Consider the following 25,388-nt stretch of genomic DNA (forward strand, 5'->3'; position numbering starts at 1 on the left):
CCTCTTAGCGCTGATGGTAGTGTGGCACTTGCCATGTGAGAGTAAGTCATCGCCAGCTTTTAAATCTAAACACCCCCTCCGCTTACGCTGAGGGGGTGTTTTTTTATTGGAAAGAGAAAAACGGGGAGAAGAAATTGGCTAAAATCGGTTAAATCATTCTCAAAACTAAAAATACAATGAAAATTTCTTTGCTCGTAGATCACCCAGAAGCGATTGGAAAAATTGCAAAGTGGTACTATAACGAATGGGCTTATCTCTCTTTACAGATTACCGAAGAAATGATGCATCAAAAGGTGCTGGAAAAAGCAGCTAATCGTGATGTTATTCCTTTAGCAATCGTAGCTCATCATGAAAATGAATTGATCGGTGCCTTAGAACTGAAGCTACGAGAGAATAAAAACTATCCAGAATATGAGCATTGGATCGGTGGGATTTTTGTTGATCCTTTATGGCGAGGACAAGGTGTTGCCAGCCGAATGATTACTATGGCAAAAGAAAAAGCCAGAGAATTAGGCGTAACCATGCTTTATTTACAATGTGAAAGCCATAATATTTCACTCTACCAACGACATGGTTTTAAAGTGCTACATCAAGCCAATCACCATACGGTAGAAGCAACTATTATGAGATATCAACAATAAGAATTGCGAAGTTATGACTTTGTTTGGAGATACGATGGAACAAAAGTTATTTCAAGCTGCGAAAGTTTTTATGGAGAGCCGTTATCCTAAAGGCTGGGGTGGTGTTGCTGCACTCGCCACTGAGAGTGGTAAAATTTTGATAAGTGTTGCTCCTGAAACACGAAATGATGCTTTATCACTTTGTATGGAAGTCGGGGCATGCTTGGAGGCACATAAAATCAATGAAAAAATTACACATTCCCTCTGTATATGTAGAGCGTCGGAACATTCAAATATTCTAATTTTAACACCTTGTGGAATCTGCCAAGAGCGTCTTTCCTATTGGGGAGGAGATGTTCTCGTGGCAGTGAGTACAGCTGAGAACAAATTATTATTTAAATCCTTAAGAGAATTGATGCCCTACCATTGGTCGATGGTGAATGGAGTACAGCTTTGATGCGATATAAGAAAAAGTTGCCCGTATTTAAAAAATCAGGATATTAAGTATATGCTGAGTTATCGTCTTCTCTGCTCTGATAGTGAAACTGATATAGCCAGTATCCAAGCTGTATTTGAGGCTACTCCAAATTACTTTAAACTTATTCAAGGATATAGCGCAGATAAAAATGCTGCTCGAAACGATCTAAAAGCTGTGCCTAGCGGACATCCATTTACTGCAAAGTTTTTTTACGCGATTTATCATAAAGAACAGATGATTGGTTGTATGGATATTCTGCAAGGTTATCCCGAGTCATCAATAGTATTTATTGGACTGTTATTGTTTATAGAGTCTCATCAAGGTTTAGGCTATGGCACGCAAGCAGTCCATTTTATTTCGGGTCTTGCTCATGTTTGGGGATGTGATCGCTTGAGAATTGCAGTGGTTCAATCAAATGAACCTGCATTTTCATTTTGGTCAAAGGAATGTTTTGTAGAACTTTATCGTAAAGAACTCAGTGAATATGTTGCTCCAGTGATTGTGATGGAGCGAAAACTAATTTTTAAATCCGAGGAAACACATGAAGCTTAACTCTTTTTCACCACTTCCTGAAGATGATGATGAACTACATCTTCCTGAGCTAGTGTATTGGGCATCCCTTGGTGATGTGGAACAAGTCGAACAGTTATTGGCAGAGGGGATAGACCCAAACCAGACCGATGAAGAAGGCTATAGTGCACTACAGGCTGCTGCTGAGAACGATCATTTGTCCGTAGTGAAGCTGTTGGTGAGTAAAGGTGCAAACGTGGCTTATAAAAGTGAATATACGGCATTACAGCTTGCAGAAATGGCAGAGCATAGCGAAGTGGTTGCGTATCTTAAAAGTCTTTAAATCACCTATAAAAATGATAGATAAAAAGAAGCCCCATCATCCTGACGGGGCTTCTTCATATTCAGTTTATGTCGTTGATATCCTATTAACGACCACGTCCTGTGTGTTTTATTATTCTCAATGAGACTTCCTGTCTCTCTATGATTTGTATGATAGGTGAAAAGTTTAGGTTAGGATATTCGTCAATCGCGGCGATTATTGTAGGTTTTAGCGTACATCGATGTGGCGGTCTTCAATGATTGCTCATAAAAAACGGAATCTACTGATTCCGTTTTTACTTAGCTCGAACCTTAGAAATGGATGTCTAAGCCGATATAAGGACCTTTGAAATTAAATTTAAGGTCATTTTTTTCGTAATCATCTAATTTGACATCCAAGATACGGTAGCCTGCTTTTAAGCCAACATCGACCAAGAGATTGTCAATAAAGTTGTATTGTAGTTCGGCTTGCGCATCGGTGATTTTAGCGTCGTTAAAGTTGCTATATAACAACTCAGCTTTAGCGCTTAAGCCTGTGAAAGGTAGTTTTACCCCAGCTGATCCATAAATCACAGGAACCGTTTTATCGATATCAGTTTTGCTTAAGCCAAGTGTTTTTACATCACCATTGAGGTTAGTGGCACCTAGACCAACATCTGCATTTACGATGGTGTCTAAGATTTCATAATACAAAATGAAGTCGGTATGATCGATATTTAAATCATAAACTGGCTGACCTGCAACTTCATTTTCAGTTTGTGATTTTAAATTTACATAGCGAATTTTTGCATTTGGAATCAGTGGAATCGGGTGTTCAAATGCAAGCGAAACTTGTGCAGAACCTTTACGATCAAGGTCTTGATCTGGTGCAGAAGTTTGCGCAGCCATATTGGCTTCGCCATCGTAATTCCAATAGCTAAGATCACCTTTTACACCAATCATATCTGCTTGTGCTAGACCACAAAAGCTTGTCCCTAAAGCAAGCATTGATATTTTTAATATTTTCATTGCATTGTCCTAATCAGTATCAAAAACCGTAATGAATTGTTGTGAATTCATCAGCGAATGGGCGAATCATATAGTGATCTTGGAAAATATGCAGTAGTCTAATTTTAAATTTTTATAATGGGATCAAGAATAATGACAGATACAACAAGCGTGCGGGATTATCCACTGTATGTCGCGGGAAAAGCGGTAAGCACGGGGCAATGGCTTGAAGTACATGATAAGTATCGAAATACCGTCTATGCTCGTGTTGCTCTGGCCGATGCCAAAGTACTTGAAAAAGCCATTTCTGCTTCAGTCAAAGCAGAACAGAAAATGGCAGCATTAAAGCCCTTTCAAAAACAACAGATCTTATTGCATTGTGTAAAGCGCTTTAATGAACTGCGTGAAGAATTGACGGACATCCTGATTGCCGAAGGTGGCAAGCCACGCGGGGCAGCGAGTGCCGAAGTTGAACGTTTGATTAATACCTTCCAATTGGCAGCAGATGCGGTGACGCAGCTCGATGATGGTCGCATGTTACCCTTGGCGGTGACACCTGCAGCAGCCCGCTTTCGTGGCATGGTCAAGCATGTGCCAATTGGCGCGATTTCCTTAATCAGTCCATTTAATTTCCCTTTAAATCTGGTGGCACATAAGATTGCGCCTGCGATTGCAGCAGGCTGTCCTTTTGTTTTAAAACCTGCCAGTTTGACTCCAATCAGTGCATTAATGATCGCCAAAGTGTTAGCTGAAACAGATCTACCTAAAGGTTCATGGTCGATCTTGCCGTGTGACCGTCAAGCAGCAGATATTTTGGTGACCGATGATCGCTTTAAATTACTGAGCTTTACAGGTTCAGATCAAGTCGGTTGGGATATGAAAGCGCGTGCAGGGCGCAAGAAAGTCACCTTAGAACTGGGTGGTAATGCTGCGGTTCTGATCGATGCAGATACCGTGATTGATGAGGCACTCATAGATCGTTTGATCAGTGCCGCTTATGGGCATGCGGGGCAGGTCTGTATCAGTGTACAGCGGATTTTAATTCATGCTGATATTTATGTGGAAGTAAAAAAGAAACTGGTCGCCAAATTGAAAAAAATCAAAGTGGATGATCCCGCTTTAGCAACCACATTGGTTGGGCCAATGATTAAGGAAGCTGAGGCGGTTCGCCTAAAAAAATGGCTGGATAAAGCCGAGAAAAAAGGAGCAAAAATACTGACAGGAGGAAGTTTACAAGGCATGTTGTTTGAACCTGCTTTGCTGGAAAATGTAGATGCCAAGCTGGAAATCTATAAAGATGAAGCTTTTGGTCCTGTGGCGATCCTCGAAAAATTTAAGGATTTTGAACAGGGTATTGCCACCATTAACCAGAGTCGTTTTGGTTTACAGGCAGGCGTCTATACGCAAAATCTGAATAAGATGCTATATGCATGGGATCATTTACATGTTGGAGGTGTGATTATTAACGATGTCCCAACGTTCCGTGTCGATAATATGCCTTATGGTGGGGTGAAGGATTCTGGCCTTGGTCGGGAAGGGATTCATTCTGCGATTCGGGATATGCAAGAGGAAAGATTATTAGCCATCAAACAATAAAAAAGATTGTGGCCCAAGCGGAGTTTTAGCTTCGCTTGATTGTTTTATGTACTTGATTTTTATAAGTTGACTGCAAGGTCAAAATTACAGTCTGTTGAAAAATAATCAGTTGTTTAGAAAACACGATTTTTTCTTGCAGAATTTACAGTAAAAAGAAATAAAAACAGGTATTGTTCGGCTATTAAAAGCAGAAAAACAAAGCCCAATCTTTAAGGAAGATGGTTTGGTTTTTGCTTTGTTTGTCCATGCAAACGGAGACCCACAAGGTTGAAATTTCATGCAAGCAAAACAAGATTTTTTATGGCACTTTTCATGTCTGTTGGATAATAAAAACCTAACACAGCATGGAATGGCCAGCAGGACAACTTAGGTGTTTTATGGCAGATTCTCGTGAAAACTGGACATCACGATCTGGTTTTATTATTGCAGCTGTTGGTTCAGCTGTAGGTTTAGGTAACATTTGGCGTTTCCCTTATGTTGCTTATGAAAATGGCGGCGGGGCGTTTCTTATCCCTTATTTACTGGCGTTGATTACCGCTGGTTTACCTCTTTTATTCTTGGATTATGCAACCGGCCATCGTGCGCGTAATTCACCACCAAAAGCCTATCGTGCGCTATTTAAAGGCGGTGAGACACTGGGTTGGTGGCAAGTCTGTGTCTGTATCATTATCGGCCTATACTACGCCAGTGTACTGACTTGGGCGGGGAGTTATGTCTACTTCTCGATTGGTCAGGCATGGGGCAGTGACCCAGAAAGCTTCTTCTTTAATACATATTTGCAGACCTCGAAAGCCACAGGCTTCGATCTACAATTCGTGAGCCATTTGTTCTGGCCGATTGTTGGGATTTGGGCACTGACCTTAATCATTTTGTATGGCGGTGTGAAGAAGGGCGTTGAATTATCCAATAAGATTTTCATGCCGTTGTTATTCGTGCTGTTTACGGTTCTTGTGATTCAATCCTTACGTTTACCAGGTGCGGTAGAAGGCTTAAATGCTTTCTTTACTCCGAACTGGTCAGCGATGATGAACTATAAAGTTTGGTTAGCTGCCTATGGTCATACTTTCTTCTCGTTGTCGGTTGGCTTCGGGATCATGGTGACCTATGCCTCTTACTTAAAACCTAAAACTAACTTAACTGGTTCAGGCTTGATCGTTGGTTTTGCCAATGCATCGACAGAGATTTTGGCGGGTATCGGTATTTTTGCTGCGTTGGGCTTTATGGCACATGCGGCAGGAAAAGAAGTACACGATGTTGTGAGTGGTGGTATTGGTCTAGCATTCATTGCATTCCCTAAAATCATTTCAAGTTTAGGGGCCGGTGCAGATTTATTTGGTTTCTTATTCTTCTCTTCGCTGTTTGTTGCGGGTATCTCTTCCATGGTCAGTATTTTGGAAGTGCCGATTGCGGCAATGCAGGATAAGTTGAAATGGGGCCGTACTAAAGCTGTAACGATTATTGGTGGTGGTAGTGCGCTGGTTTCAGTGATCTTATTCTCAAGTGTGAATGCGATTAAACTGGTGGATATCGTCGATCACTTCATCAATAACATCGGGATTATTGGTGGTGCATTGATTTCAATTATCAGTATTGCGTGGTTTAAGCGCTCAGCGTTGCGTGAATTGCGTGATCACGTCAACCGTATTTCGACGATTCAACTGGGCAAAGGTTGGGATTTCACCCTAACCGTAATCACTTCGTTGATTTTGTTAACCACCTTAAGCATGACCATATTTAATTTGGTGAAAAACGGTTACGATAGTTATAGCATGAGCTTACAAGGTGTATTTGGATGGGGCAGCGTGATTTTCTGTGCTGTCGTTGCACTTGTACTCAGCCGAATCAAAGATCGCTAGGAGAACAAATATGAATACTTCAGCAATCGTAATGATGGTGATTTCAATGGTGTTTTTATGGGGTGGATTGGCATTGTCTATTTTGCACTTAACCAAAAACCCAGAAGAACTGGATGAGGTTCTGGAAGAAGTCAAAGATCAGCATACGCTTTAAAACAGATTCAAAAAAAGCAGGCCTAAAGCCTGCTTTTTTATTTTTGATTTATGCCAATTTTTTGATTCGGCAATAATAGAAACCATCGCCAGCATGTGCAGAAGGAAACAACTGACGACCATGGATCTGTTCAATGCCCCAATCTGCATTGATTTTGATTTCTTCTGCATCCACATGTTCTGCAAAGAATGCCGCCATTTGCTGCTCATTTTCAGCTTTTAGAATCGAGCAGGTGATATATAGCAAAGTGCCGCCGACTTTAAGCTGTTGCCACATCTGCTGCAAAATCTGCTGTTGTAATGCAACGGTTTGCGCGATATCGGTCGACTGTCTGAGCAGACGAATATCGGGATGGCGGCGAATCACGCCTGTGGCAGAACAAGGTGCATCCAGCACGATACAATCGACGGGTTCTGGTGCCTGCCAAGTCGTCGCATCAGCGGTCACAATCTCAACATTGTCCTGATCTAGGGCAAGACGTTCTAAATTTTCAGACACACGTAATAAACGTTTGGCATCATGATCCAGCGCAATCAGTTTTTTCGGGTTAAAGCGCTCAAGGATGTGTGCAGCTTTACCCCCTGGTGCAGCACATGCGTCGACAACAACTTTGTTATCTAGGTTCGGTAAAAGCGTGGCGCACAATTGTGCATGTTCATCTTGAACAGAAAAACCGCCTTCTTCAAAACCGGGTAAATGGGTAATATTGCCTGTTTGTTCCAAAACAATACCCACATCTGAAAGCGTGCAAGGACGAGCATCAATCTGTTCTTCGTCCAAAATCTCTAAATATTCATTACGACTGACTTGGCGTTCGTTGACGCGTAGGGTCAGTGGCGCGACTTGTTTTAAGGCTTGGCATAGCAGTTCTACTTGCTCAGGCCAATCTTTTTTGAGTCGTTTGAATAACCAACTTGGTAAACCATGGGTATGATTCAACGCGGTTTGAAATTCATCTGTTTCACGTGAAACACGGCGCAGAATCGCATTGACCAAACCACTCATTGGCTCAAAACCGAGTTGCTTAGCCGCATTTACAGTTTCTGAAATCGCAGCATGTACCGGAATGCGCGTACATAAAATTTGATATAAACCCAGATATAAACAACTTTCTAGGGCTTCATTGTCTAATGGTTTTGTGAGCAAGGGTAAGGTAATGGCTTTTAACGAATACCATTGGCGCAAACAACCTAAAGTAAGTTCGTGATATAAACCACGGTCACGTTCAGAAACGATGTTGAGATGTTGATTCAAAACAGAAGACAAAGATTGCCCATTTTGAACCGCCAAAAGTGTTTTGATCACCTGCGCACGCAGATTTAAATTTTTTGCAGATGATTGATTCGATTGGCTCATGGGAGAATTTGTCCAAGATGTAATTTTTGGGTTTGAGCAATTTGCACTGGATTTAAGGCTTTAGCACCTGGCCATTGCAAACTGGTTAAGCACACCGCGCTATCGTCGCCACAGGCAACATGCACGCCTTGTTTATCAATGGCAAGGATTTCACCGACTTGTGCATCGGTTTTGCTGAGCTGAGAAAGCATCGAGCCCCAAACACGTAAGGCATTGTTTTCATCCAGTTGGATAAAAGCCACTGGCCAAGGATTAAAAGCACGAATATTACGGTCGATTTGAACTGCATTTACAGCCCAATCGATACGCGCTTCGGCTTTCACTAATTTGTGCGCATAAACGGTCAGCGCCTCATCTTGCACTTCACGTTTTTCAATGAAATCCTGCAAGCTTTGTTCTGATTCAAGTACCGTACAAATCGCTTCTGCACCTTGAAGCGCCAATTTATCATGCAAGCTGGCAGAGGTGTCTTCGGCGGTGATTGGGCAGTAGGTTTTATACATCATATCGCCTGTATCTAAACCTGCCGCCATTTGCATGATGGTGATGCCCGTTTCAGCATCCCCTGTCGCGATGGCACGTTGAATTGGTGCAGCGCCACGCCAGCGGGGTAACAATGATCCATGGATATTTAAACAACCGTATTTCGGTGTATCTAACACCGCTTGCGGTAAAATCAAGCCATAAGCCGCAACCACCATCACATCTGCGCCTAGTGCAGCAAGTTCTTGTCGAGCGGCCAAACCGTCTTCGGTAGACGCTTTAAAATTCAAAGGTTGATAAACGGGTAAACCGTGTTCAAGTGCCAATTGTTTAACAGGCGATGGCGTTAATTTTTGCCCACGTCCTGATTTACGGTCAGGTTGGGTATAAACCGCAATGATCTGGTGGGATGTTTTTAATAATGCCGCCAATGCGGTTGCCGCAAATTCAGGCGTACCAGCAAAAATGATTTTCACAAATGGAATCCAAATAAAACTTATCTCAAATTATAAGCGAAAACACGACGAGTCCCTAATTCACGGGCTGAATTGCTTTTGTGCAAAAAAAGATAGGCCTGTTGGTCATCTGTTAAACGATAACTTGTAGTATGATGCAAAGAGCTCAGTATCATTTCGCCAGAGAGAAAGTCTTATTTTTCTCGAGCACACACTTGTTGGGAATACAAAATGCCTGATTATCGTTCGAAAACATCAACACATGGAAGAAATATGGCGGGCGCGCGCGGTTTATGGCGTGCGACCGGTATGAAAGATGAAGATTTTGGCAAGCCAATTATTGCGGTGGTCAACTCATTTACCCAATTTGTTCCCGGTCACGTGCATCTTAAAGATTTAGGTCAACTTGTTGCGAGAGAAATTGAAGCTTCTGGTGGTGTGGCAAAAGAATTTAATACCATTGCCGTCGATGACGGAATTGCCATGGGTCATGACGGGATGCTGTATTCACTGCCATCACGTGATTTGATTGCCGATTCTGTGGAATACATGGTCAATGCCCATTGCGCCGATGCCATGGTCTGTATCTCGAACTGTGACAAGATCACTCCGGGAATGCTGATGGCGGCAATGCGCTTGAATATCCCAGTGGTGTTCGTGTCTGGTGGGCCAATGGAAGCGGGTAAAGTTAAATTCCGCGGTGATGAAAAGGCGATTGACCTGGTTGATGCCATGGTAGTTGCAGCAGACGAAAGCTATACCGATGAAGAAGTTGCGGCATTTGAACGCTCGGCATGTCCGACGTGTGGTTCATGTTCAGGGATGTTCACGGCTAACTCAATGAACTGCTTAACCGAAGCTTTAGGTTTGTCTCTACCGGGCAACGGTTCAATCGTGGCAACCCATGCCAACCGTGAAAAATTGTTCTTAAAAGCAGGTCGTTTAGTGGTTGAACTGGCGAAACGCTATTATGAACAGAATGATGACAGCATCTTGCCACGCTCAATTGCAACCAAAGCCGCATTTGAAAATGCTATGACTTTGGATATCGCAATGGGTGGTTCAACCAATACCGTATTGCATTTACTTGCTGCTGCACATGAAGCAGAAGTTGATTTCACGATGGATGATATCGACCGCCTGTCTCGTCAAGTACCAGTATTGTCAAAAGTTGCACCTGCAAAACAAGACGTGCATATGGAAGATGTACACCGTGCAGGTGGCATCATGGCGATCTTGGGCGAGCTAGATCGTGCCAACTTACTCAATACCTCATGCCCAACCGTGCACGAACCTACGTTGAAAGATGCCTTGGACAAGTGGGATATTATCCGCACTGAAGATGCAGACGTTTATGAGTTCTATCGTTCATCTCCGGGTGGTATTCCAACCCAAGTGGCATTCTCGCAGAACCGTTATTACTCAACTTTAGATGGTGACCGCGAAAAAGGCGTGATTCGTAATGCTGAACATGCGTTCTCTAAAGATGGCGGTTTGGCAGTCCTTTACGGCAACATCGCTCTAGATGGCTGTATCGTTAAAACCGCGGGTGTGGATGAGTCGATTCTTAAATTTACCGGTACAGCACGCGTTTTTGAAAGCCAAGATTCTGCGGTTGAAGCGATTCTGGATCATAAAATCGTAGCTGGCGACATCGTAGTGATTCGCTATGAAGGCCCACGTGGTGGACCGGGGATGCAGGAAATGTTGTATCCAACCAGTTACTTGAAGTCGAAAGGCTTAGGTAAGGATTGTGCTTTGATTACCGATGGTCGCTTCTCGGGTGGTTCATCAGGTTTGTCGATTGGTCACGTGTCTCCTGAAGCTGCTGAAGGTGGTGCAATTGGTTTGGTTGAAGATGGTGATACCATTCAAATCGATATTCCGAATCGTACCATTCATCTTGATATCGACGATGCAACTATGGCGCATCGCCGTACCGTGCAGGAAGCCAAGGGTTGGCATCCAGCAGAAGAACGTAAACGTAAAGTGTCTAAGTCATTGAAGATTTACGCAATGCATTCGACCAGTGCAGCCAAAGGCGCAGTACGAGTTTTGTAATCCCTTTCAGTCCCTCTTTCAATTAAGGGGGACTTTTTTGTTATTTTATAAGATACTGAACAGACTTATTGACTCACTTGTTCCAACCCAAGTTTGAGTATATCGATTCATATTTCACTTTATGACCATTAGAGGCGATCGACATGTCTTTGTTACGTCGTTGGTTTGATCCCATCCGATCGAGTTGGTTCTATCAGAAACCTTCACGTCAGGCGGTGTTACCCACGGAACAGGGTTTAAGCATTTACCTGCGTCTAGACGATGTTTATAGCTATCTTGCGGTACAACAACTGGATCAGCTCAATGAAATCCTGAGCGATGAGCTGAAACCGTTAAAAGTGATTATTTCGAGGCAGGACGCGGAGCCTCCGAATGGAATGTCCAAGCAGGAATGGCTCAGTTACTGTTTAAATGATGCCAAGATTCTGGCCAAGCAACATCGTTTTGGCTTTGATGACACTCCAGAAATTCCCAGCGCAGAAGCATTACAACAAGCTGAAACCATTCTTCGAAATACCCCCTTACGTGAACAGAACTTCTTACATTTACTGGAAGATGTGTTCCATATGCTGTGGCAGCAACAATACGGCAAATTACGTACCCTGTATGCCATGGCCAGTCGGCACCAAAGCCCTCAAGATTATCCTGAACGCATTTTTAAAGATGTGCCCGTTGCTGCCAGTTATTTCGAATTTGGTGAGCGTAAATACCAAGCGGTCGATGATTTATTGCGTTTGACCCGTCGTCTAAAACAGCAAAAACTGTTGACTGGAAATCCAATTTTCCTGATCAATCATATCGAATGGCGTGAGCATTTGATTAATGATGGTGAAGCGCTCAATGAAGTGCAGGCCATGCATCCCGAGTTAGATTTATATATCGCGCTTGAAGATCCAATGAGTTGGTTATTATTGGCTTATATTAAAGAAGAACTGGCCAATTATTATAATATTCAGCTAAAAGTCTATCCGTTGAGTTATCACGGACGGGATTGGTTTGACTGGAGTTTGGCAACCCGTGTTTCCAAGCGAACCCAAGTGGCATTTACGCCGTTCTGCCGTCCGACCAAGGACGCGACGTATGAGATGGCACGACTGTTTTATAGTGTCCCAGAAGAACAGCAAGTCGATTGCATCCACCAGATTTTTGAAGGCGTGTGGACACGGGGGAAAGACCTCTCATTTAAAGCCCATTTTCAACGCATGCAAAAACGTTTAGAGATCGAGCACATCACTGAACAGGATGTCGAAGCTTTACTACAGCAGAACGATGAACTGTGTCAGCAAAAGCATCAGCCTGATTTTCCAGTGTTAGAATTGCGGATTGACGGGCAAAGTTATGTGTTTAACAGCCTGTATCGGGTCTGGATGATTGAAAGCATTCTCAGCAATGTGTTGGAAGATAAATATAGAACCGCCTCAAGCTCTGCCTGAGGCCTACTCCCAAAAATAAGAATAGGGCAAGCTGCGCTTTTTTTCGTAGCATAACTCCGATGTGATATCGGAGATTCGGGCGTGACTTTTTTAGCAATTATTGTGATGGTATTTGTCTTTGCGGGCATGATTAAAGGCATGATCGGCTTAGGCTTACCTGCGGTCTCAATGGGACTGCTGACGATTGCCATGAGTCCGTTTCAGGCTGCCTCACTGCTGATTGTTCCGTCCATGATCACCAATATCTGGCAGCTGTTTGCTGAGGGGCGGGTCTGGACTTTTGTACGCCGTTTCTGGTCCTTACTGGTCGGTATAGTAGTTGGATCGATCTGGAGTTTTTTACCCACTTTAAGCCAAAGCCATGGCCAAAGCAGTGAAATTCTCTTGGGGACGATGCTGATACTGTACGGGCTTTATGGCCTATGCGTTAAGAATCTACCTCATTTGGGCAAATATGAGCGTTGGCTCTCACCCGTAGTTGGTTATATCGGTGGGGCGGTGACCGTAGCGACAGGTGTGGTGATTATTCCCGTGGTACCTTATTTACAGTCTTTGCATTTAAAACGGGATGAGCTGGTTCAGGCTTTGGGCTTGACCTTTACCGTGTCCACCATTTGCCTTGCCGTGTTTTTACAGCATAATCCAATGGCAGGCATCATCCTCGATTATCGCCTATCGGTTGTGGCGTTGGTCGCAGCTTTAATTGGCATGTGGTTGGGTAAAAAAATCCGCTATCAATTGAATGAGCAACGCTTCCGCCGCCTATTTTTTATGGGATTGGTCGCATTAGGTGCTTATATGCTATCGCATTAATTGGGGGCTGAACTAAGGGCGATGTTGCAATAAAAAATCTGCAAACTGTTGATAAGTTTCGGGTAGTTGACTGAAATTCTGTGTTGCCAACAAAAGTTTCCGATTGGCCCATGCACCCATGAGTTGTACGGTGTGGAAATGATAATCTGGTGCTAAACGCTGTGCAGCGCGGGCAGGCATAATGGCGATACCAACACCTTTTGCCACCACTTCAGCAATCGCAGCGAAATTGGGCAAACGTAAACGGTATTGGATATTAAAACCGAGCAACTTGGCTTGGGTTTCGATGGATTGCTGCAAAGAATGATGCGGCATCAACCCAATAAAACCATAGTTTAAGGCCTCGACCAAATTCAATTGTGTGTATTGAGCAAGGGCATGTGAGGCTGGGCAAATCAGCACCAAGGGATCACTGGCAAATTCTTGGGTCTGCAAAGGGCGAATATCAAAGAAACTGGAAACCAAGCCGAGCTTGGCCATGCCTTTGCCGAGAGCTGCAATAATCTCTGAACTTTCAGCTTCATGCAGATCGATATTGATGTCAGGATGGCGCATCAGGTATTGCGGTAACAGCGGTGGCAGATATTCACTTTGTGCAGAGGAGTTGCACCATAGGGTTATGGATTCGGGCTGTTGCTGCCGAAAGCGTTGCATCTCTTGTTCAAGTTGGTCTTTTTGTCGGAGCAAACGTCGTGCATGTTCGGCTAAGGCATGGCCTGCACTGGTAAGCTCAACGCCTGTGGTCTGTCGAATAAACAGAGGTGTATCGAAATATTGTTCAAGTTTTTTGATGCGCTCACTGGCCGCTTGCAAGGAAATCGCAGAACGTTCCGCCCCTTTGGTCAGACTGCCTGTAGTGACGATATGCAGAAATAGTTGTAAATCAAAAAAATCAAAACGCATGATGGCAACGTATTGAAATATAAAAAGCCATCATACTAAACATCCCTTCAATAAAGATAGTGGACTTAAGTGCAGCAAAAACCGTTTTTGATGATGAGCGAAACGTTTAACCCTGATCCAAAGGATGATCTTTAAACAACTGCACGATCCATTCAATAAATACCCGTTGTCGGGGTGAAACCCGTATTTTTGAGGGGTAAAGCAAAGAAACGGGTAAAGAAGGGACAGCGTATTGGGTTAACACAGGGCACAGCTGACCATTTTCGATTTGCTTTAAATGACCATAACGTGGCACCTGAATAATACCAAAGCCTTGTTCTGCCGCAGCAGAGTAGGTGTGCGCCCCATTGACCTGAATTAAGGAACTTAGGTCATAAAACTCAAGCTGATGATTGATGATGAATTCTAAGGGAAGCGCTTTTTGTCGTGCGCTGGAGTAAAACCCCACCATAAAATGCTGTTTTAAATCACTCAGTGCGTTCGGTGTGCCGTATTTGTTGAGGTATTCAGGACTCGCGAGGGTGACTTGCGGGATCTGCCCCAAGGGTCTGACCACCAGTTCACTATTATTTAAATGACCAATCCGAATCACACAGTCGATGCCTTCTTTAATCAGATCAACATAGCGATCACTTTCAGTCAGTTGTAATTGAATTTGTGGATATTCACCGAGAAACTGGTGTAGTTTGGGCAGAATAAAATGCGCAGCAAAGATACCGTGGACTTCGACCTTTAACGTGCCTTGCGGTTTAGCATGTAAAAAATCATGATCTGATTCATCAATATAAGCCAGAATATATTTACAGCGCTGATAATACAGATGGCCTTCGTCAGTTAGATTGACCTGTCGTGTGGTCCGAAACAGTAGGCGGGTATTCAACTGCGTTTCTAATTGTTTAATTGCATCTGTCAGGGTTGAGCGCGGTAAGTTCAGGATCTGTGCTGCTTTGGTAAAACTTCGCTGCTCAACCACATGTACGAATGCCGACATTGCATTTAACTTGTTCATAGGCTTGATTCTTTTGTTCGGTCTATCCGTATATAGAAGCCGAAATTTGATGGATTATCTTGTTCTGACTGAACAGTATCATAGATCGTATTCCTTGATAAGTTGAGTTGGATGAGGTTAAAAATGAATACGCCAGCAAATGATAAAAAAGTGATTTTGATTACAGGCGCATCCCGAGGCATTGGTGCTTTTAGTGCAGCCTTATTGGCACGGCAAGGTCATCAAATCGTGATTAATTACGCGCGCAATGATTTAGAAGCGAATCAGCTCGTTGAAAAAATTACAGCTGCAGGCGGGACCGCAAGCGCATTTAAAGCAGATATCAGCCAGTCGCATCAGGTTGAGCAGCTATTTGAATATGTCATCCAAAGCTATGGACGAGTAGACGTTCTGATTAATAATGCGGGCATTATGTGCTTTCAAAAAATTGAAGCTTTAGATGATGAAACCATTGAAAAGGTCTTAGCGATTAATTTAAAAGGTAACTTATATAGCATGCGAGAGGCGGCGAAACGACTGGAGCAAGGTGGAAAAATTATCAATCTGTCCAGTAGCGTGATCGGTATGAAGCTGGAAGGGTATGGTATTTATACCGCGTCTAAAGCAGCCATTGAAGCTTTGACGGCTATTCTTGCCAAAGAATTAAGAGGTAAAAATATTACGGTCAATGCAATTGCACCTGGTCCAACAGCGACGGAACTATTCTTTGAGGGCAAGAGTGAGGCATTGATTGCACAGTTGGCCAAAGCAGCCCCTTTAGAGCGTTTAGGCACTGTGGAAGATATTGCTGCGGTGCTTGATTTTGCGGTGAGTGATGCCAGTAACTGGATCAATGCACAGGTGATTAGAGCCAATGGTGGCATTATCTAGTAGAGGTATCATTCGCAAAATAAAAAAGGCAGCTTGCGCTGCCTTCAAGGTTTTAGTTTTTATCTTTTAAACTGAATAACAGGTTCAGGAAAATCGCAGCAAAAGTTGCGGTTCCAATGCCACCTAAATTAAAGCTACCAAATAACAATTCAAAGTTGCCGGCACCTAAAATAATAGTGACTGAGGCAATGATCAGGTTTTTATTGTTTGAGAAATCGACTTTGTTTTCGATCCAGATTTTCGCACCGGCAATGGTAATCAAGCCAAACACCACAATCGAAGCCCCTGTGAGGACTGCGGTTGGAATGGTGCTGATCACTGCACCAAACTTAGGCGAAAGACCCAAGAAAATTGCAAACACACCTGCGATCACAAACACAATGGTGGAGTACACACGGGTAACGGCCATCACACCAATGTTCTCACCATAAGTGGTCATACCCGGTGCACCAACACTGCCCGATAAGGTAGTGGCTAAACCGTCGGCAACAAAAGCTTTGCCCAATTGTGGGGTCAGGTTTTCGCCGGTCATTGCACCCACTGCTTTGATATGCCCCAGATTCTCTGCCACTAAAATCAGTGCGACTGGTGCAATAATCAGAATCGCATTTAAATCAAAAGTTGGATGTGAAAAGCTTGGAATACCAAACCATGGCGCTGCTGCGATTTGGGAGAAATCAATCGGTTTGCCATAGCCTAAAACATTGGTTGCAATGGCATAAATCGCATAGGCAATCAGTAAGCCAACGAGCAGTAATAAGCGTTGTAATAAGCCTTTGGTAAAGACCGCAATGATGCCCATGCTCAGTACAGTGATGAGCGCCATCCACATCTCAAATGGTTGACCCGCAACTCCTTTGATGGTGACAGGGGCAAGGTTGAGACCAATGATCATCACGATCGCACCAGTCACCACGGGTGGCATCAGTTTTTCAATCCAGCGCGTACCCGTCAGCATCACCGCAAAACCGATCAAGGCATAAAAAATACCACAGGCGACGATCCCGCCAAGTGCAACCGAAAGGTTAGGATTGGCCCCAGAGCCAGTGATGTGTCCTGTTGCAGCAGCAACCACACCAATAAAGGCAAAGCTTGAGCCTAAATAGCTCGGCACCCGTCCACCTGTGATCAGGAAGAAAATGATGGTACAAATCCCTGACATTAAAATGGCAAGGTTTGGGCTAAAACCCATTAATAAAGGTGCGAGAACTGTTGCACCAAACATAGCAAATGCGTGTTGAACCCCGAGCACCGCACTTTGTAAGGGCGGTAAATATTCATTTGTCGCAACAGGTCGATGATCGATCTTGCCCTGATACGGTTGCCATTTTGGAAACCAACTTGACATAAATTAGACTCATTATGTGATATCAGCGCGTATGATACCCTGTCTTAAAACGAGCTTTCACCTATAAGCCATTGAGAATATTGCCAGAACAGGCATTGCAAGTTTATGTTTTTACCTTTTGGTAAAATTTGTTTCAAAATAAGCTAGCGGTTTTATTATTTATTTTCGTGCTGATGCTTTGAAAAGTTAACGCTCTTATTTTCAAAATATTTTTTTGGATTTTTTCTCTTTTTTAAATATAGATGGCATATTTTGCCAGTCTTGCCATCAATAGGCAGAGTTCCTATTGATGGCAAAGCCAAGATTAGTGCTTAACCTGTGTTACGCAGACCTGCGGCAATCCCTGCAATACTGACCATCAAGGCGTGATCGACAGGGCTATGTTCGGTTTGATGTTCCGACAGATATAGGCGACGACGTTTCATCAATTCGGCCTGTAATAAATGTAGCGGCAGTAAATACGGTTTACGTACCTGCATGGATTGATCTAAAACCTCATTATTGCTGAGCAGTTTAGATTCACCCTTTAAGCGTAGCAGGGTATCCACTGCATTTTGCAGACGCTGGCGTAATTCCACGCCAAGCACCTTTAAGTCCTGATCCTGAGTCAGATGTGACTCATAATACAGGGCAATATCGGCATCAGATTTGGACAATACCATTTCCAGCATATCAATCAGGGTCTGGAAATAAGGCCACTGTGCCAGCATTTCATTCAGGGTGTTCTGATGCTGTTCATGTACTTGGTTAATCGCCGTACCTGTACCCAACCAAGCCGGCAGCATCAAACGGATTTGGGTCCATGCAAACACCCATGGAATGGCACGTAGTGATTCAATACCACCACTGACTTTACGTTTAGCTGGGCGTGAACCCAATGGTAACATTTGCAGTTCCAGTTCTGGCGTAACCGTCCGTAGATAGCTGACGAAGTTTGGATTTTCACGCACGGTTTGACGATAGACCTTGACCGATAAATCAGTCATTTGATTCATCAAGTCACGCCATTGTTGTTTCGGTTCTGGTGGTGGGAGTAGGGTCGCTTCTAAAGTTGCAGCGGTATAGATTTCCAGATTTTGCAGCGCAATACCTTCTAGACCGAATTTGAAGCGAATCATCTCACCTTGTTCAGTCACTCGAATCGCACCTGAAATTGAACCTGGGGGTTGCGAGAACAGAGCCTGTTGCGTTGGTGCACCACCGCGGCTGATTGAACCACCGCGACCATGGAACAAGGTCAATTGCACGCCATGTTGTTTGGCAATTGCAGTCAATTCCTCTTGAGCACGATATTGTGCCCAATTGGCTGACATAAAGCCTGCATCTTTGGCTGAATCTGAATAGCCAATCATCACCTCATGTTTGCCTTGAATATGCTGTTTATACCAATGCATATTGAACAAGGTCGTCATGGTTTTGGCTGCGCCATCCAGATCTTTCAAGGTTTCAAATAAAGGCACGACGCGTAGCGGATGTTGAATCCCAGCTTCCTTTTGCAGCAATAAAACCGCGAGCACATCACTTGGATATTCTGCCATGGAAATAATATAGGCACCCAAGCTCTCGGTTGGCTGTTCTGCCAAGGTCCGCATGGTGGCAAATACTTCAAGTACGTCAGGATGCTGAATCAGGCTACCTTCTGGCTCATTAAAGAACTTTGGCAATAACGGGCGTTTGCTTTGTAGCTCTTGGATCAGGAAGTTTTGACGAGCTTGTTCGGTCCACGATTCAAAATTACCTAGACCTAGATATTCGGTAATCGCAGAAATGGCCTGACGGTGACGCCCCGATTCTTGACGAATATCCAGCTTGAGCAGTTCAATGCCGAAACAATTGACCCGATAAATGAAATCCAACAATTGTCCATTGGCGATCTCAGCCAAATTACTGTCGATTAATGAGCGATAGCAAAGCAGTAACGGCGCCAACAGTTCCTCTTTGTTTTTGATGATATTGCTGTCATCTGCTTCTGTGCCTTGTAAACGTTGTCCCAACCAGTGGCGGGTAGCTTTTAAACGCTCACGGGTGTCGCGCAGATATTCACGATACGGTTCTGGATGTTCATAACCTAATGCTTGAGTTAATTCCTCGGAGCAGCTTTGAATGGATAATTCCCAACGCAGATTTTCAATATCACGCAAATACAAATCAGCAGCTTGCCAACGTGATAGCCATAGCACTTCTTGGGTGACTTGATGCGTCACATTCGGGTTGCCATCGCGGTCACCGCCCATCCATGAGGCAAAACGAATCGGTGCGATGCTCAAAGGCAAGGCATGTTCACAATGTTGCTGGGTGAGTTCATTCAGTTCACGTATGAATTTCGGTACTGCATTCCAGAGCGACTGCTCGATGGTCGCAAAGCCCCACTTGGCTTCATCGACTGGGGTTGGGCGATGTTGACGAATCTCATCGGTTTGCCAGGCTGAACTGACCAATTGCTTCAGGGTAGCGATGGTCTGTTGGCGTTCTCTTGGTGTCAGTTTTTGTTGATCTAATTGTGAAAGGCAGTCGGTAATATCATCATATTTTTGAATTAGGGTACGGCGGCTGACCTCGGTTGGATGTGCAGTTAGCACCAATTCAATTTTTAAATCACAGATCTGTTGAAACAGTTGCTGTGCATTGATCTGTTGGGTTTTAAATTTTTCGAATAAATGTGGCAGTGGGTTTGGGCTAGGCGCGTGCTCATCGAACTCGGCCTGACGGCGACTACGTACCACATGATACTGTTCAGCAATATTGGCGAAGTTTAGAAAATGTGAGAATGCGCGGGTCAGCGGCAAAATCTCTTCATCTTTTAAACCGAGAAACAATTGTTCGAGCTGTTTTTCTGCTTCGATCTGGCCGTCACGTGCACCTTTGGCTAATGCGCGAATTTGCTCAATCTGATTAAACAAATCTTGCCCAGCATGTTGCTTTAAGGTCTCTCCAAGTAAATTGCCGAGTAAGCGGACATCTTCACGTAATGGAGCAGTGATTTGCTGAATCATTCTAATTCTCCTGTTGTTCTCACTCGACTATAGCGCGATTGGGAGACATTCCAAGAGCAGAACGTAAAAAAATGTGAATTTTCTCTAAATTGTCGGTTGATATTTAAGCAAAAAAATCTCGATGGCATGTTGAATGATCTGATCGATTTCATCCGCCGTGGGTACAGGAGCTAGACCCAGTAACACTTGTTGATGACGGATACCCAACATCAGCGAGATGATCAGCTCTGTTTGCTTGAGTGGCGCGTCTGCCTGAATAAATTTAAAGGCGATGGCTTGCTCAAAAAAATCACACCAGACATGACACATGCGAGTATGTGACGCATCAAAAAACTGTTGGGTTAATGGACTTTGTTCCGCTGCCAGTTCAAACAGCAGGCAATCCAGTTTCAGCGCTTCAGGCAGATAGATAATACTCAAAGCCCGTTGACACATCAGTTGCAAAGCCTGTTTGAAATCAGAATCTGCGGTCAGTTCAAACTGTTTGGTCCGAATCGATTCTTCACAGCTTTCTTCAATGGCGCAGATAAACAGATTGCCCTTGTCTTGGAAGTGGTTATACACCGTGAGTTTGGTGACCCCTGCTTCTTTGGCAATCTGATTCATATTGGTGGCGTGATAACCCAATTTTAAAAAAATAGATTTTGCAGCCTGTAAAATTTTGGCTCTTTTCTCTAAATCTTTAGGGCGACCACTGTTGATTTGCACGTTATCGTTCTCTTTTAATTGATCTAAAAAATCAAAATTCTAGCTTTAATTTTTAATTAGTGTACTCATGGGTATATTAATTAAAAAATAAACAATCTATGATAATGCTCATATCACGCCTTAAAAATCAATTTGAATAAGAGCGCAAAGAGATGAATCAGATCAATCGTATCATATTGGGGTTACTCATTGTCAGTAGTGTACTCCTCAGCGCCTGCCAAAAAGAGACACCGAAGACAGAGGAAATTCCGTATGTCATGGTGACTCAACCCAGTCGCAATCATGTCGATCAAAAAAGCTATGCCGGTGATGTACAGGCAAGACAGCAAACCGCTTTGGCCTTCCGTGTCGGCGGACAGATTACGGAACGTTATGTCGATGTCGGTGATCGGGTCAAAGTCGGACAAGTACTGGCAAAATTGGATGTCAAAGATGCGCAACTGCAAATGAATGCAGCCAAGGCCCAGCTACAGAGTGCAGAGGCTGCGGCAAAAATTGCGGCTGAAGAATATCAGCGTTATCAGCAATTACTCCCTGTCAATGCAGTAAGCCGCTCACAATTTGATGCGGTCAAGAATCAGTATGAATCGGCACAAGCCAGTTTGCAGCAGGCACGTTCTAATTATGAAGTGTCCTCTAACCAAACGGGTTATAACCAGCTGATCTCCAATAAAAATGGCGTGATTACCCAACGTCAGATTGAGATTGGGCAAGTGCTGGCCGCAGGACAAGCTGCTTATCAATTGGCGATTGATGGCGAGCGCGAAGTGGTGTTCGGTGTACCTGAGCAAGCGGTGAGTACCATCAAGGTCGGACAACCTGCATGGGTGACCTTATGGTCGCAACCTGATGCACGCTTTGCTGCCAAAGTTCGTGAAGTTTCACCCGCTGCTGATCAATCTCGAACCTTTACGGTAAAGGTCTCTTTACTGGAAGGGCAGTCCAGTATTCAACTCGGGCAAAGCGCACGGGTGTTCTTTGTGGCGCAGGACAGTAACGTTTTGAGCGTACCTTTATCCAGTGTCACGGCCAACGATCAACAAGCTTATGTGTGGGTGGTGAATGCCAATCAAAGTATACGCAAAGTGCCTGTGACTTTAGGCACTTATGGTCGAGATAGTGTGCCAGTTGTGTCAGGTTTAAAAGCAACAGATTGGGTTGTGGTTGGTGGTGTACATTTACTGCGTGACCAGCAAAAGATTCATCCTGTCGATCGTGAGAACCGCGATGTCACTGTCAAAACGGGAGGTTAGAGATGAAATTTAACCTTTCAGAATGGGCACTCAAAAATAAGGGCATTATCCTTTATTTTATGCTGTTGCTCGGCATCGTGGGCATCATGTCCTATTCTAAACTGTCACAGAGTGAAGATCCGCCTTTTACCTTTAAGGTGATGGTGGTGCAGACCTACTGGCCTGGCGCAACTGCCAAAGAAGTATCGACGCTGGTCACCGACCGCATTGAAAAAGAGTTAATGACCACCGGGCAGTATGATCGCATCATGGCCTATTCACGCCCAGGTGAGTCGCTGGTGACCTTTGTCGCGAAGGACAGCTTGCCGTCCAGTGCCATTCCAGATGTTTGGTATAACGTGCGTAAGAAGGTCAATGATATCCGCTCACAATTGCCGAGTGGTGTACAAGGTCCTTTTTTCAATGATGAGTTTGGCGACACCTTTGGCAATATCTATGTGCTGACAGGCAAAGACTTTGACTATGCGGTGATGAAAGAATATGCCGACCGTTTGCAACTGCAATTGCAACGGGTCAAAGATGTCAACAAGGTCAATCTGGTGGGTCTGCAAGATCAGAAAATCTGGATTGAACTGTCCAATACCAAGGCAGTTCAGTTAGGTGTGCCTGTCACTGCAATTCAGGAAGCGATTCAAAAGCAAAATGACATGGCGGGTGCGGGGTTCTTTGAAACGGGCACGGATCGTATTCAAATCCGTGTCAGTGGGCATTTGCATAGTGTCGAAGACCTGAAAAAAATGCCATTGTTGGTCGGTGATAAAACCATTCAACTGGGTGATGTTGCAGATGTTTATCGTGGTTTTAGCGAACCGGCGCAACCCCGTATGCGTTTTATGGGGGAGAACGGGATCGGGATTGCGGTCTCGATGCGCAAAGGTGGCGACATCATTGCGCTCGGTAAAAATCTGGAAACCGAATTTAACCGTCTACAGAAAACCCTGCCTTTGGGCATGAAATTGCAAAAAGTTTCGGATCAGCCGGTTGCGGTACAACGCAGTATTCAAGAGTTCTTAAAAGTCTTGGCCGAAGCGGTGATCATCGTGTTATTGGTCAGCTTCTTCTCGCTAGGTTTCCGTACCGGTTTGGTGGTGGCGCTGTCCATTCCACTGGTACTGGCGATGACTTTTGCAGGCATGAATCTGTTTGATGTCGGACTGCACAAGATTTCACTGGGGGCATTGATTTTGGCCCTCGGGTTACTGGTCGATGATGCGATTATCGCTGTTGAAATGATGGCGATTAAAATGGAGCAGGGCTATAGCCGATTAAAAGCTGCAGGCTTTGCTTGGCAAACCACCGCTTTCCCGATGTTAACGGGAACCCTGATTACCGCAGCAGGCTTTTTGCCGATTGCCACCGCTCAATCGGGGACAGGTGAATATACCCGTTCTATTTTCCAAGTGGTGACTATTGCGCTGATTGTGTCATGGATCGCAGCCGTGTTGTTTGTACCGTATTTGGGTGAAAAACTCCTGCCTGATTTCACTAAACAGCAGCAGCAAGCGGCATGGTATGTCCGTCTTTGGGCAAGATTGCGTAAGCAGCCTGCACCGGTGGTGGAAACGCATGGTCAGCATCATGACCCTTATCAATCTAAGTTTTATCAATCTTTCCGTCGTGTGGTGGAAGTCTGTATCACCTATCGCAAAACCGTGATTGCGGTAACGGTGGGCATCTTTGTATTGTCGGTGGCCATGTTTAAACTGGTACCGCAACAATTCTTCCCGCCATCGAATCGGGCTGAAATTTTGGTGGACTTAAAACTGGAAGAGGGCGCATCTCTGACCGCGACTGAACAAGCGGTGCATAAAGTAGAGCAGTTCCTGTCAAAACAACAAGGCATTGATAACTATGTGGCCTATGTCGGTACAGGCTCACCACGTTTTTATTTACCGCTCGATCAGCAATTACCACAAGCCAGCTTTGCTCAATTTGTGGTCTTGGCATCTTCTTTAGATGATCGTGATGAGATCCGCCGTTCTTTGGACAAGCAGATCAAGCAATTATTGCCGCAAGTGCGTACTCGGGTGTCGTTGTTGGAAAATGGTCCCCCAGTGGGTTATCCATTGCAGTATCGTGTCTCGGGTGAAGACCTGAGTACCGTACGTCAATGGGCACAGAAAGTGGCCAAAGTCCTGAGTGAAGACCCAAATACCACCAATGTACATTTGGATTGGGGCGAACCGAGCAAAATCATTGCGATTGAAATTGACCAAGACCGTGCACGTCAGATGGGCGTTTCCAGTGTCGATTTAGCCAATTTCTTGAATGCCTCAGTGACAGGGGCGGTGATGAATCAATACCGTGAAAAACGTGAATTGATCGAAATTCGGTTACGCGGTGATAAATCAGAACGGGTTGAAGTGGCTTCTTTGGCAAGCTTGGCCGTGCCGACCAGCAAAGGTACAACAGTACCCTTGGCGCAAATTGCCAATATTGAATCGCGCTTTGAAGAAGGTTTGATTTGGCATCGTAACCGTTTGCCGACCATTACCGTTCGTGCCGATATTCGTACCCATTTGCAGCCTGCCACCGTGGTTCAGCAGTTAGCAGATCAAATGCAGACGCTTCGTGCAGACCTGCCAAGTGGTTATCTGCTCGAAGTGGGGGGGACGGTCGAGGAATCAGCGAAAGGCCAAAACTCGGTCAATGCAGGCATGCCTTTATTCTTGGCCGTAGTGATGACTTTATTGATGATTCAGTTGCGCAGTATGTCGCGGGCAACCATCGTCTTGCTCACCGCACCCTTGGGTTTGATTGGGGTAGTGGCGTTCTTGTTACTGTTCAATAAACCCTTTGGCTTCGTCGCAATGCTTGGCACCATTGCCCTATCAGGGATGATCATGCGTAACTCACTGATCTTGATTGATCAGATTGAACAGGACATTCTGGCAGGACATGAACCGTGGGAGGCCGTGATTGGTGCAACCATGCGCCGTTTCCGTCCGATTGTGTTGACAGCACTGGCAGCAGTCCTGGCCATGATCCCCTTATCACGTAGTATTTTCTTTGGTCCGATGGCAGTTGCGATTATGGGTGGCTTGATTGTTGCCACCTTATTAACCTTATTTTTCCTGCCTGCACTGTATGCAGCATGGTTTAAGGTTAAAAAAACAACACAACTATCGTAATTATTTTGTGAATAAAGGTGCGAAAAATTGAAAATTTCAATATAGTAGCA

Annotated in this window: 21 protein-coding genes; 13 read left to right on the plus strand and 8 right to left on the minus strand. The window is 44.4% G+C overall.

Annotation, left to right across the window (positions count from 1 at the left end; genetic code table 11):
* Positions 1-176 precede the first annotated feature (176 nt).
* From F993_RS02785 to F993_RS02770, 4 genes are read left to right on the plus strand one after another with little or no spacing between them, the layout of a single operon-like run.
* Positions 177-641, plus strand: a complete 465-nt coding sequence (locus F993_RS02785) for a GNAT family N-acetyltransferase (RefSeq protein WP_004656885.1) — start codon at positions 177-179, stop codon at positions 639-641.
* A gap of 34 nt (positions 642-675) precedes the next feature.
* Positions 676-1,077 carry a cytidine deaminase gene (locus F993_RS02780; protein ID WP_004656887.1) on the plus strand — a complete coding sequence of 134 codons (402 nt, stop codon included), beginning with the start codon at positions 676-678 and terminating at the stop codon, positions 1,075-1,077.
* A gap of 51 nt (positions 1,078-1,128) precedes the next feature.
* Positions 1,129-1,650 (plus strand): GNAT family N-acetyltransferase, encoded by a 522-nt coding sequence (locus F993_RS02775; protein WP_004656890.1) that lies wholly within the window; start codon positions 1,129-1,131, stop codon positions 1,648-1,650.
* The gene (locus F993_RS02770) at positions 1,640-1,951 is read left to right on the plus strand and encodes an ankyrin repeat domain-containing protein (protein ID WP_004656892.1); all 312 of its coding nucleotides are present in this window, start codon (positions 1,640-1,642) and stop codon (positions 1,949-1,951) included. The genes F993_RS02775 and F993_RS02770 overlap by 11 nt, the downstream gene beginning before the upstream one ends.
* A 290-nt stretch (positions 1,952-2,241) precedes the next feature.
* Here the strand turns inward: F993_RS02770 and F993_RS02765 are convergent, their stop codons facing one another.
* The gene (locus F993_RS02765) at positions 2,242-2,937 is read right to left on the minus strand and encodes a TIGR04219 family outer membrane beta-barrel protein (protein WP_004656894.1); all 696 of its coding nucleotides are present in this window, start codon (positions 2,935-2,937) and stop codon (positions 2,242-2,244) included.
* Positions 2,938-3,069: 132 nt separating this feature from the next.
* Here F993_RS02765 and F993_RS02760 point away from each other — a divergent pair, with 132 nt between their 5' ends.
* From F993_RS02760 to F993_RS20255, 3 genes are all read left to right on the plus strand, one after another.
* Positions 3,070-4,512 carry an aldehyde dehydrogenase family protein gene (locus tag F993_RS02760; protein WP_004656896.1) on the plus strand — a complete coding sequence of 481 codons (1,443 nt, stop codon included), beginning with the start codon at positions 3,070-3,072 and terminating at the stop codon, positions 4,510-4,512.
* 377 nt (positions 4,513-4,889) lie between these two features.
* Positions 4,890-6,368, plus strand: a complete 1,479-nt coding sequence (locus F993_RS02755; RefSeq protein ID WP_004656898.1) for a sodium-dependent transporter — start codon at positions 4,890-4,892, stop codon at positions 6,366-6,368.
* A gap of 10 nt (positions 6,369-6,378) precedes the next feature.
* Positions 6,379-6,522, plus strand: coding sequence for a methionine/alanine import family NSS transporter small subunit (locus F993_RS20255; protein ID WP_004656899.1), 144 nt, complete (start codon positions 6,379-6,381; stop codon positions 6,520-6,522).
* A 48-nt stretch (positions 6,523-6,570) separates the two neighbouring features.
* Here the strand turns inward: F993_RS20255 and rsmB are convergent, their stop codons facing one another.
* Both rsmB and fmt read right to left on the minus strand, forming a co-directional pair.
* On the minus strand, positions 6,571-7,878 hold the full coding sequence (gene rsmB / locus F993_RS02750) for a 16S rRNA (cytosine(967)-C(5))-methyltransferase RsmB (protein ID WP_004656901.1): 1,308 nt from the start codon (positions 7,876-7,878) through the stop codon (positions 6,571-6,573).
* The gene (fmt, locus tag F993_RS02745; protein WP_004656903.1) at positions 7,875-8,837 is read right to left on the minus strand and encodes a methionyl-tRNA formyltransferase; all 963 of its coding nucleotides are present in this window, start codon (positions 8,835-8,837) and stop codon (positions 7,875-7,877) included. The genes rsmB and fmt overlap by 4 nt, the downstream gene beginning before the upstream one ends.
* A 210-nt stretch (positions 8,838-9,047) precedes the next feature.
* On the opposite strand from fmt, the gene ilvD reads away from it, so the two are divergent.
* From ilvD to F993_RS02730, 3 genes are all read left to right on the plus strand, one after another.
* Entirely contained in the window at positions 9,048-10,877 is a 1,830-nt protein-coding gene (ilvD, locus tag F993_RS02740; protein ID WP_032812580.1) for a dihydroxy-acid dehydratase, read from the plus strand.
* Positions 10,878-11,020: 143 nt separating this feature from the next.
* The gene (locus tag F993_RS02735) at positions 11,021-12,310 is read left to right on the plus strand and encodes a hypothetical protein (RefSeq protein WP_004656907.1); all 1,290 of its coding nucleotides are present in this window, start codon (positions 11,021-11,023) and stop codon (positions 12,308-12,310) included.
* An 81-nt stretch (positions 12,311-12,391) separates the two neighbouring features.
* Entirely contained in the window at positions 12,392-13,123 is a 732-nt protein-coding gene (locus tag F993_RS02730) for a sulfite exporter TauE/SafE family protein (RefSeq protein WP_004656909.1), read from the plus strand.
* A gap of 12 nt (positions 13,124-13,135) precedes the next feature.
* On the opposite strand, the gene F993_RS02725 is transcribed toward F993_RS02730, so the two are convergent.
* Both F993_RS02725 and F993_RS02720 read right to left on the minus strand, forming a co-directional pair.
* Complete coding sequence (locus tag F993_RS02725) at positions 13,136-14,026, minus strand: LysR family transcriptional regulator (RefSeq protein ID WP_004656912.1); 891 nt, start codon at positions 14,024-14,026, stop codon at positions 13,136-13,138.
* Between the two features lie 106 nt (positions 14,027-14,132).
* Complete coding sequence (locus F993_RS02720) at positions 14,133-15,035, minus strand: LysR family transcriptional regulator (RefSeq protein ID WP_004656914.1); 903 nt, start codon at positions 15,033-15,035, stop codon at positions 14,133-14,135.
* 123 nt (positions 15,036-15,158) lie between these two features.
* Between F993_RS02720 and F993_RS02715 the strand changes: the two genes are divergently transcribed.
* Complete coding sequence (locus F993_RS02715) at positions 15,159-15,905, plus strand: SDR family oxidoreductase (RefSeq protein ID WP_004656919.1); 747 nt, start codon at positions 15,159-15,161, stop codon at positions 15,903-15,905.
* Positions 15,906-15,957: 52 nt separating this feature from the next.
* Here the strand turns inward: F993_RS02715 and F993_RS02710 are convergent, their stop codons facing one another.
* The 3 genes from F993_RS02710 to F993_RS02700 form a co-directional block, all read right to left on the minus strand.
* On the minus strand, positions 15,958-17,253 hold the full coding sequence (locus tag F993_RS02710; RefSeq protein WP_004656921.1) for a solute carrier family 23 protein: 1,296 nt from the start codon (positions 17,251-17,253) through the stop codon (positions 15,958-15,960).
* Between the two features lie 311 nt (positions 17,254-17,564).
* Positions 17,565-20,246 (minus strand): phosphoenolpyruvate carboxylase, encoded by a 2,682-nt coding sequence (gene ppc, locus F993_RS02705; RefSeq protein ID WP_004656923.1) that lies wholly within the window; start codon positions 20,244-20,246, stop codon positions 17,565-17,567.
* Positions 20,247-20,330: 84 nt separating this feature from the next.
* Positions 20,331-20,954 (minus strand): TetR/AcrR family transcriptional regulator, encoded by a 624-nt coding sequence (locus tag F993_RS02700; protein WP_004656926.1) that lies wholly within the window; start codon positions 20,952-20,954, stop codon positions 20,331-20,333.
* Positions 20,955-21,106: 152 nt separating this feature from the next.
* On the opposite strand from F993_RS02700, the gene F993_RS02695 reads away from it, so the two are divergent.
* Entirely contained in the window at positions 21,107-22,207 is a 1,101-nt protein-coding gene (locus F993_RS02695) for an efflux RND transporter periplasmic adaptor subunit (RefSeq protein WP_004656927.1), read from the plus strand.
* Positions 22,208-22,209: 2 nt separating this feature from the next.
* A complete protein-coding gene (locus tag F993_RS02690; RefSeq protein ID WP_004656929.1) occupies positions 22,210-25,338 on the plus strand; it encodes an efflux RND transporter permease subunit in 3,129 nt (1,042 codons plus the stop codon).
* The last annotated feature ends 50 nt before the right edge of the window (positions 25,339-25,388 follow it).

Source organism: Acinetobacter proteolyticus (genome assembly GCF_000367945.1).
GTDB lineage: Bacteria > Pseudomonadota > Gammaproteobacteria > Pseudomonadales > Moraxellaceae > Acinetobacter > Acinetobacter proteolyticus.

What these genes read in the sequence shown, in the direction of transcription:
- F993_RS02785 (WP_004656885.1), top strand. Translation starts at nt 177, where the DNA reads ATGAAAATTTCTTTGCTCGTAGATCACCCAGAAGCGATTGGAAAAATT.
- F993_RS02780 (WP_004656887.1), top strand. Translation starts at nt 676, where the DNA reads ATGGAACAAAAGTTATTTCAAGCTGCGAAAGTTTTTATGGAGAGCCGT.
- F993_RS02775 (WP_004656890.1), top strand. Translation starts at nt 1,129, where the DNA reads ATGCTGAGTTATCGTCTTCTCTGCTCTGATAGTGAAACTGATATAGCC.
- F993_RS02770 (WP_004656892.1), top strand. Translation starts at nt 1,640, where the DNA reads ATGAAGCTTAACTCTTTTTCACCACTTCCTGAAGATGATGATGAACTA.
- F993_RS02765 (WP_004656894.1), bottom strand. Translation starts at nt 2,937, where the DNA reads ATGAAAATATTAAAAATATCAATGCTTGCTTTAGGGACAAGCTTTTGT.
- F993_RS02760 (WP_004656896.1), top strand. Translation starts at nt 3,070, where the DNA reads ATGACAGATACAACAAGCGTGCGGGATTATCCACTGTATGTCGCGGGA.
- F993_RS02755 (WP_004656898.1), top strand. Translation starts at nt 4,890, where the DNA reads ATGGCAGATTCTCGTGAAAACTGGACATCACGATCTGGTTTTATTATT.
- F993_RS20255 (WP_004656899.1), top strand. Translation starts at nt 6,379, where the DNA reads ATGAATACTTCAGCAATCGTAATGATGGTGATTTCAATGGTGTTTTTA.
- rsmB (WP_004656901.1), bottom strand. Translation starts at nt 7,878, where the DNA reads ATGAGCCAATCGAATCAATCATCTGCAAAAAATTTAAATCTGCGTGCG.
- ilvD (WP_032812580.1), top strand. Translation starts at nt 9,048, where the DNA reads ATGCCTGATTATCGTTCGAAAACATCAACACATGGAAGAAATATGGCG.
- F993_RS02735 (WP_004656907.1), top strand. Translation starts at nt 11,021, where the DNA reads ATGTCTTTGTTACGTCGTTGGTTTGATCCCATCCGATCGAGTTGGTTC.
- F993_RS02725 (WP_004656912.1), bottom strand. Translation starts at nt 14,026, where the DNA reads ATGCGTTTTGATTTTTTTGATTTACAACTATTTCTGCATATCGTCACT.
- F993_RS02720 (WP_004656914.1), bottom strand. Translation starts at nt 15,035, where the DNA reads ATGAACAAGTTAAATGCAATGTCGGCATTCGTACATGTGGTTGAGCAG.
- F993_RS02715 (WP_004656919.1), top strand. Translation starts at nt 15,159, where the DNA reads ATGAATACGCCAGCAAATGATAAAAAAGTGATTTTGATTACAGGCGCA.
- F993_RS02710 (WP_004656921.1), bottom strand. Translation starts at nt 17,253, where the DNA reads ATGTCAAGTTGGTTTCCAAAATGGCAACCGTATCAGGGCAAGATCGAT.
- ppc (WP_004656923.1), bottom strand. Translation starts at nt 20,246, where the DNA reads ATGATTCAGCAAATCACTGCTCCATTACGTGAAGATGTCCGCTTACTC.
- F993_RS02695 (WP_004656927.1), top strand. Translation starts at nt 21,107, where the DNA reads ATGAATCAGATCAATCGTATCATATTGGGGTTACTCATTGTCAGTAGT.
- F993_RS02690 (WP_004656929.1), top strand. Translation starts at nt 22,210, where the DNA reads ATGAAATTTAACCTTTCAGAATGGGCACTCAAAAATAAGGGCATTATC.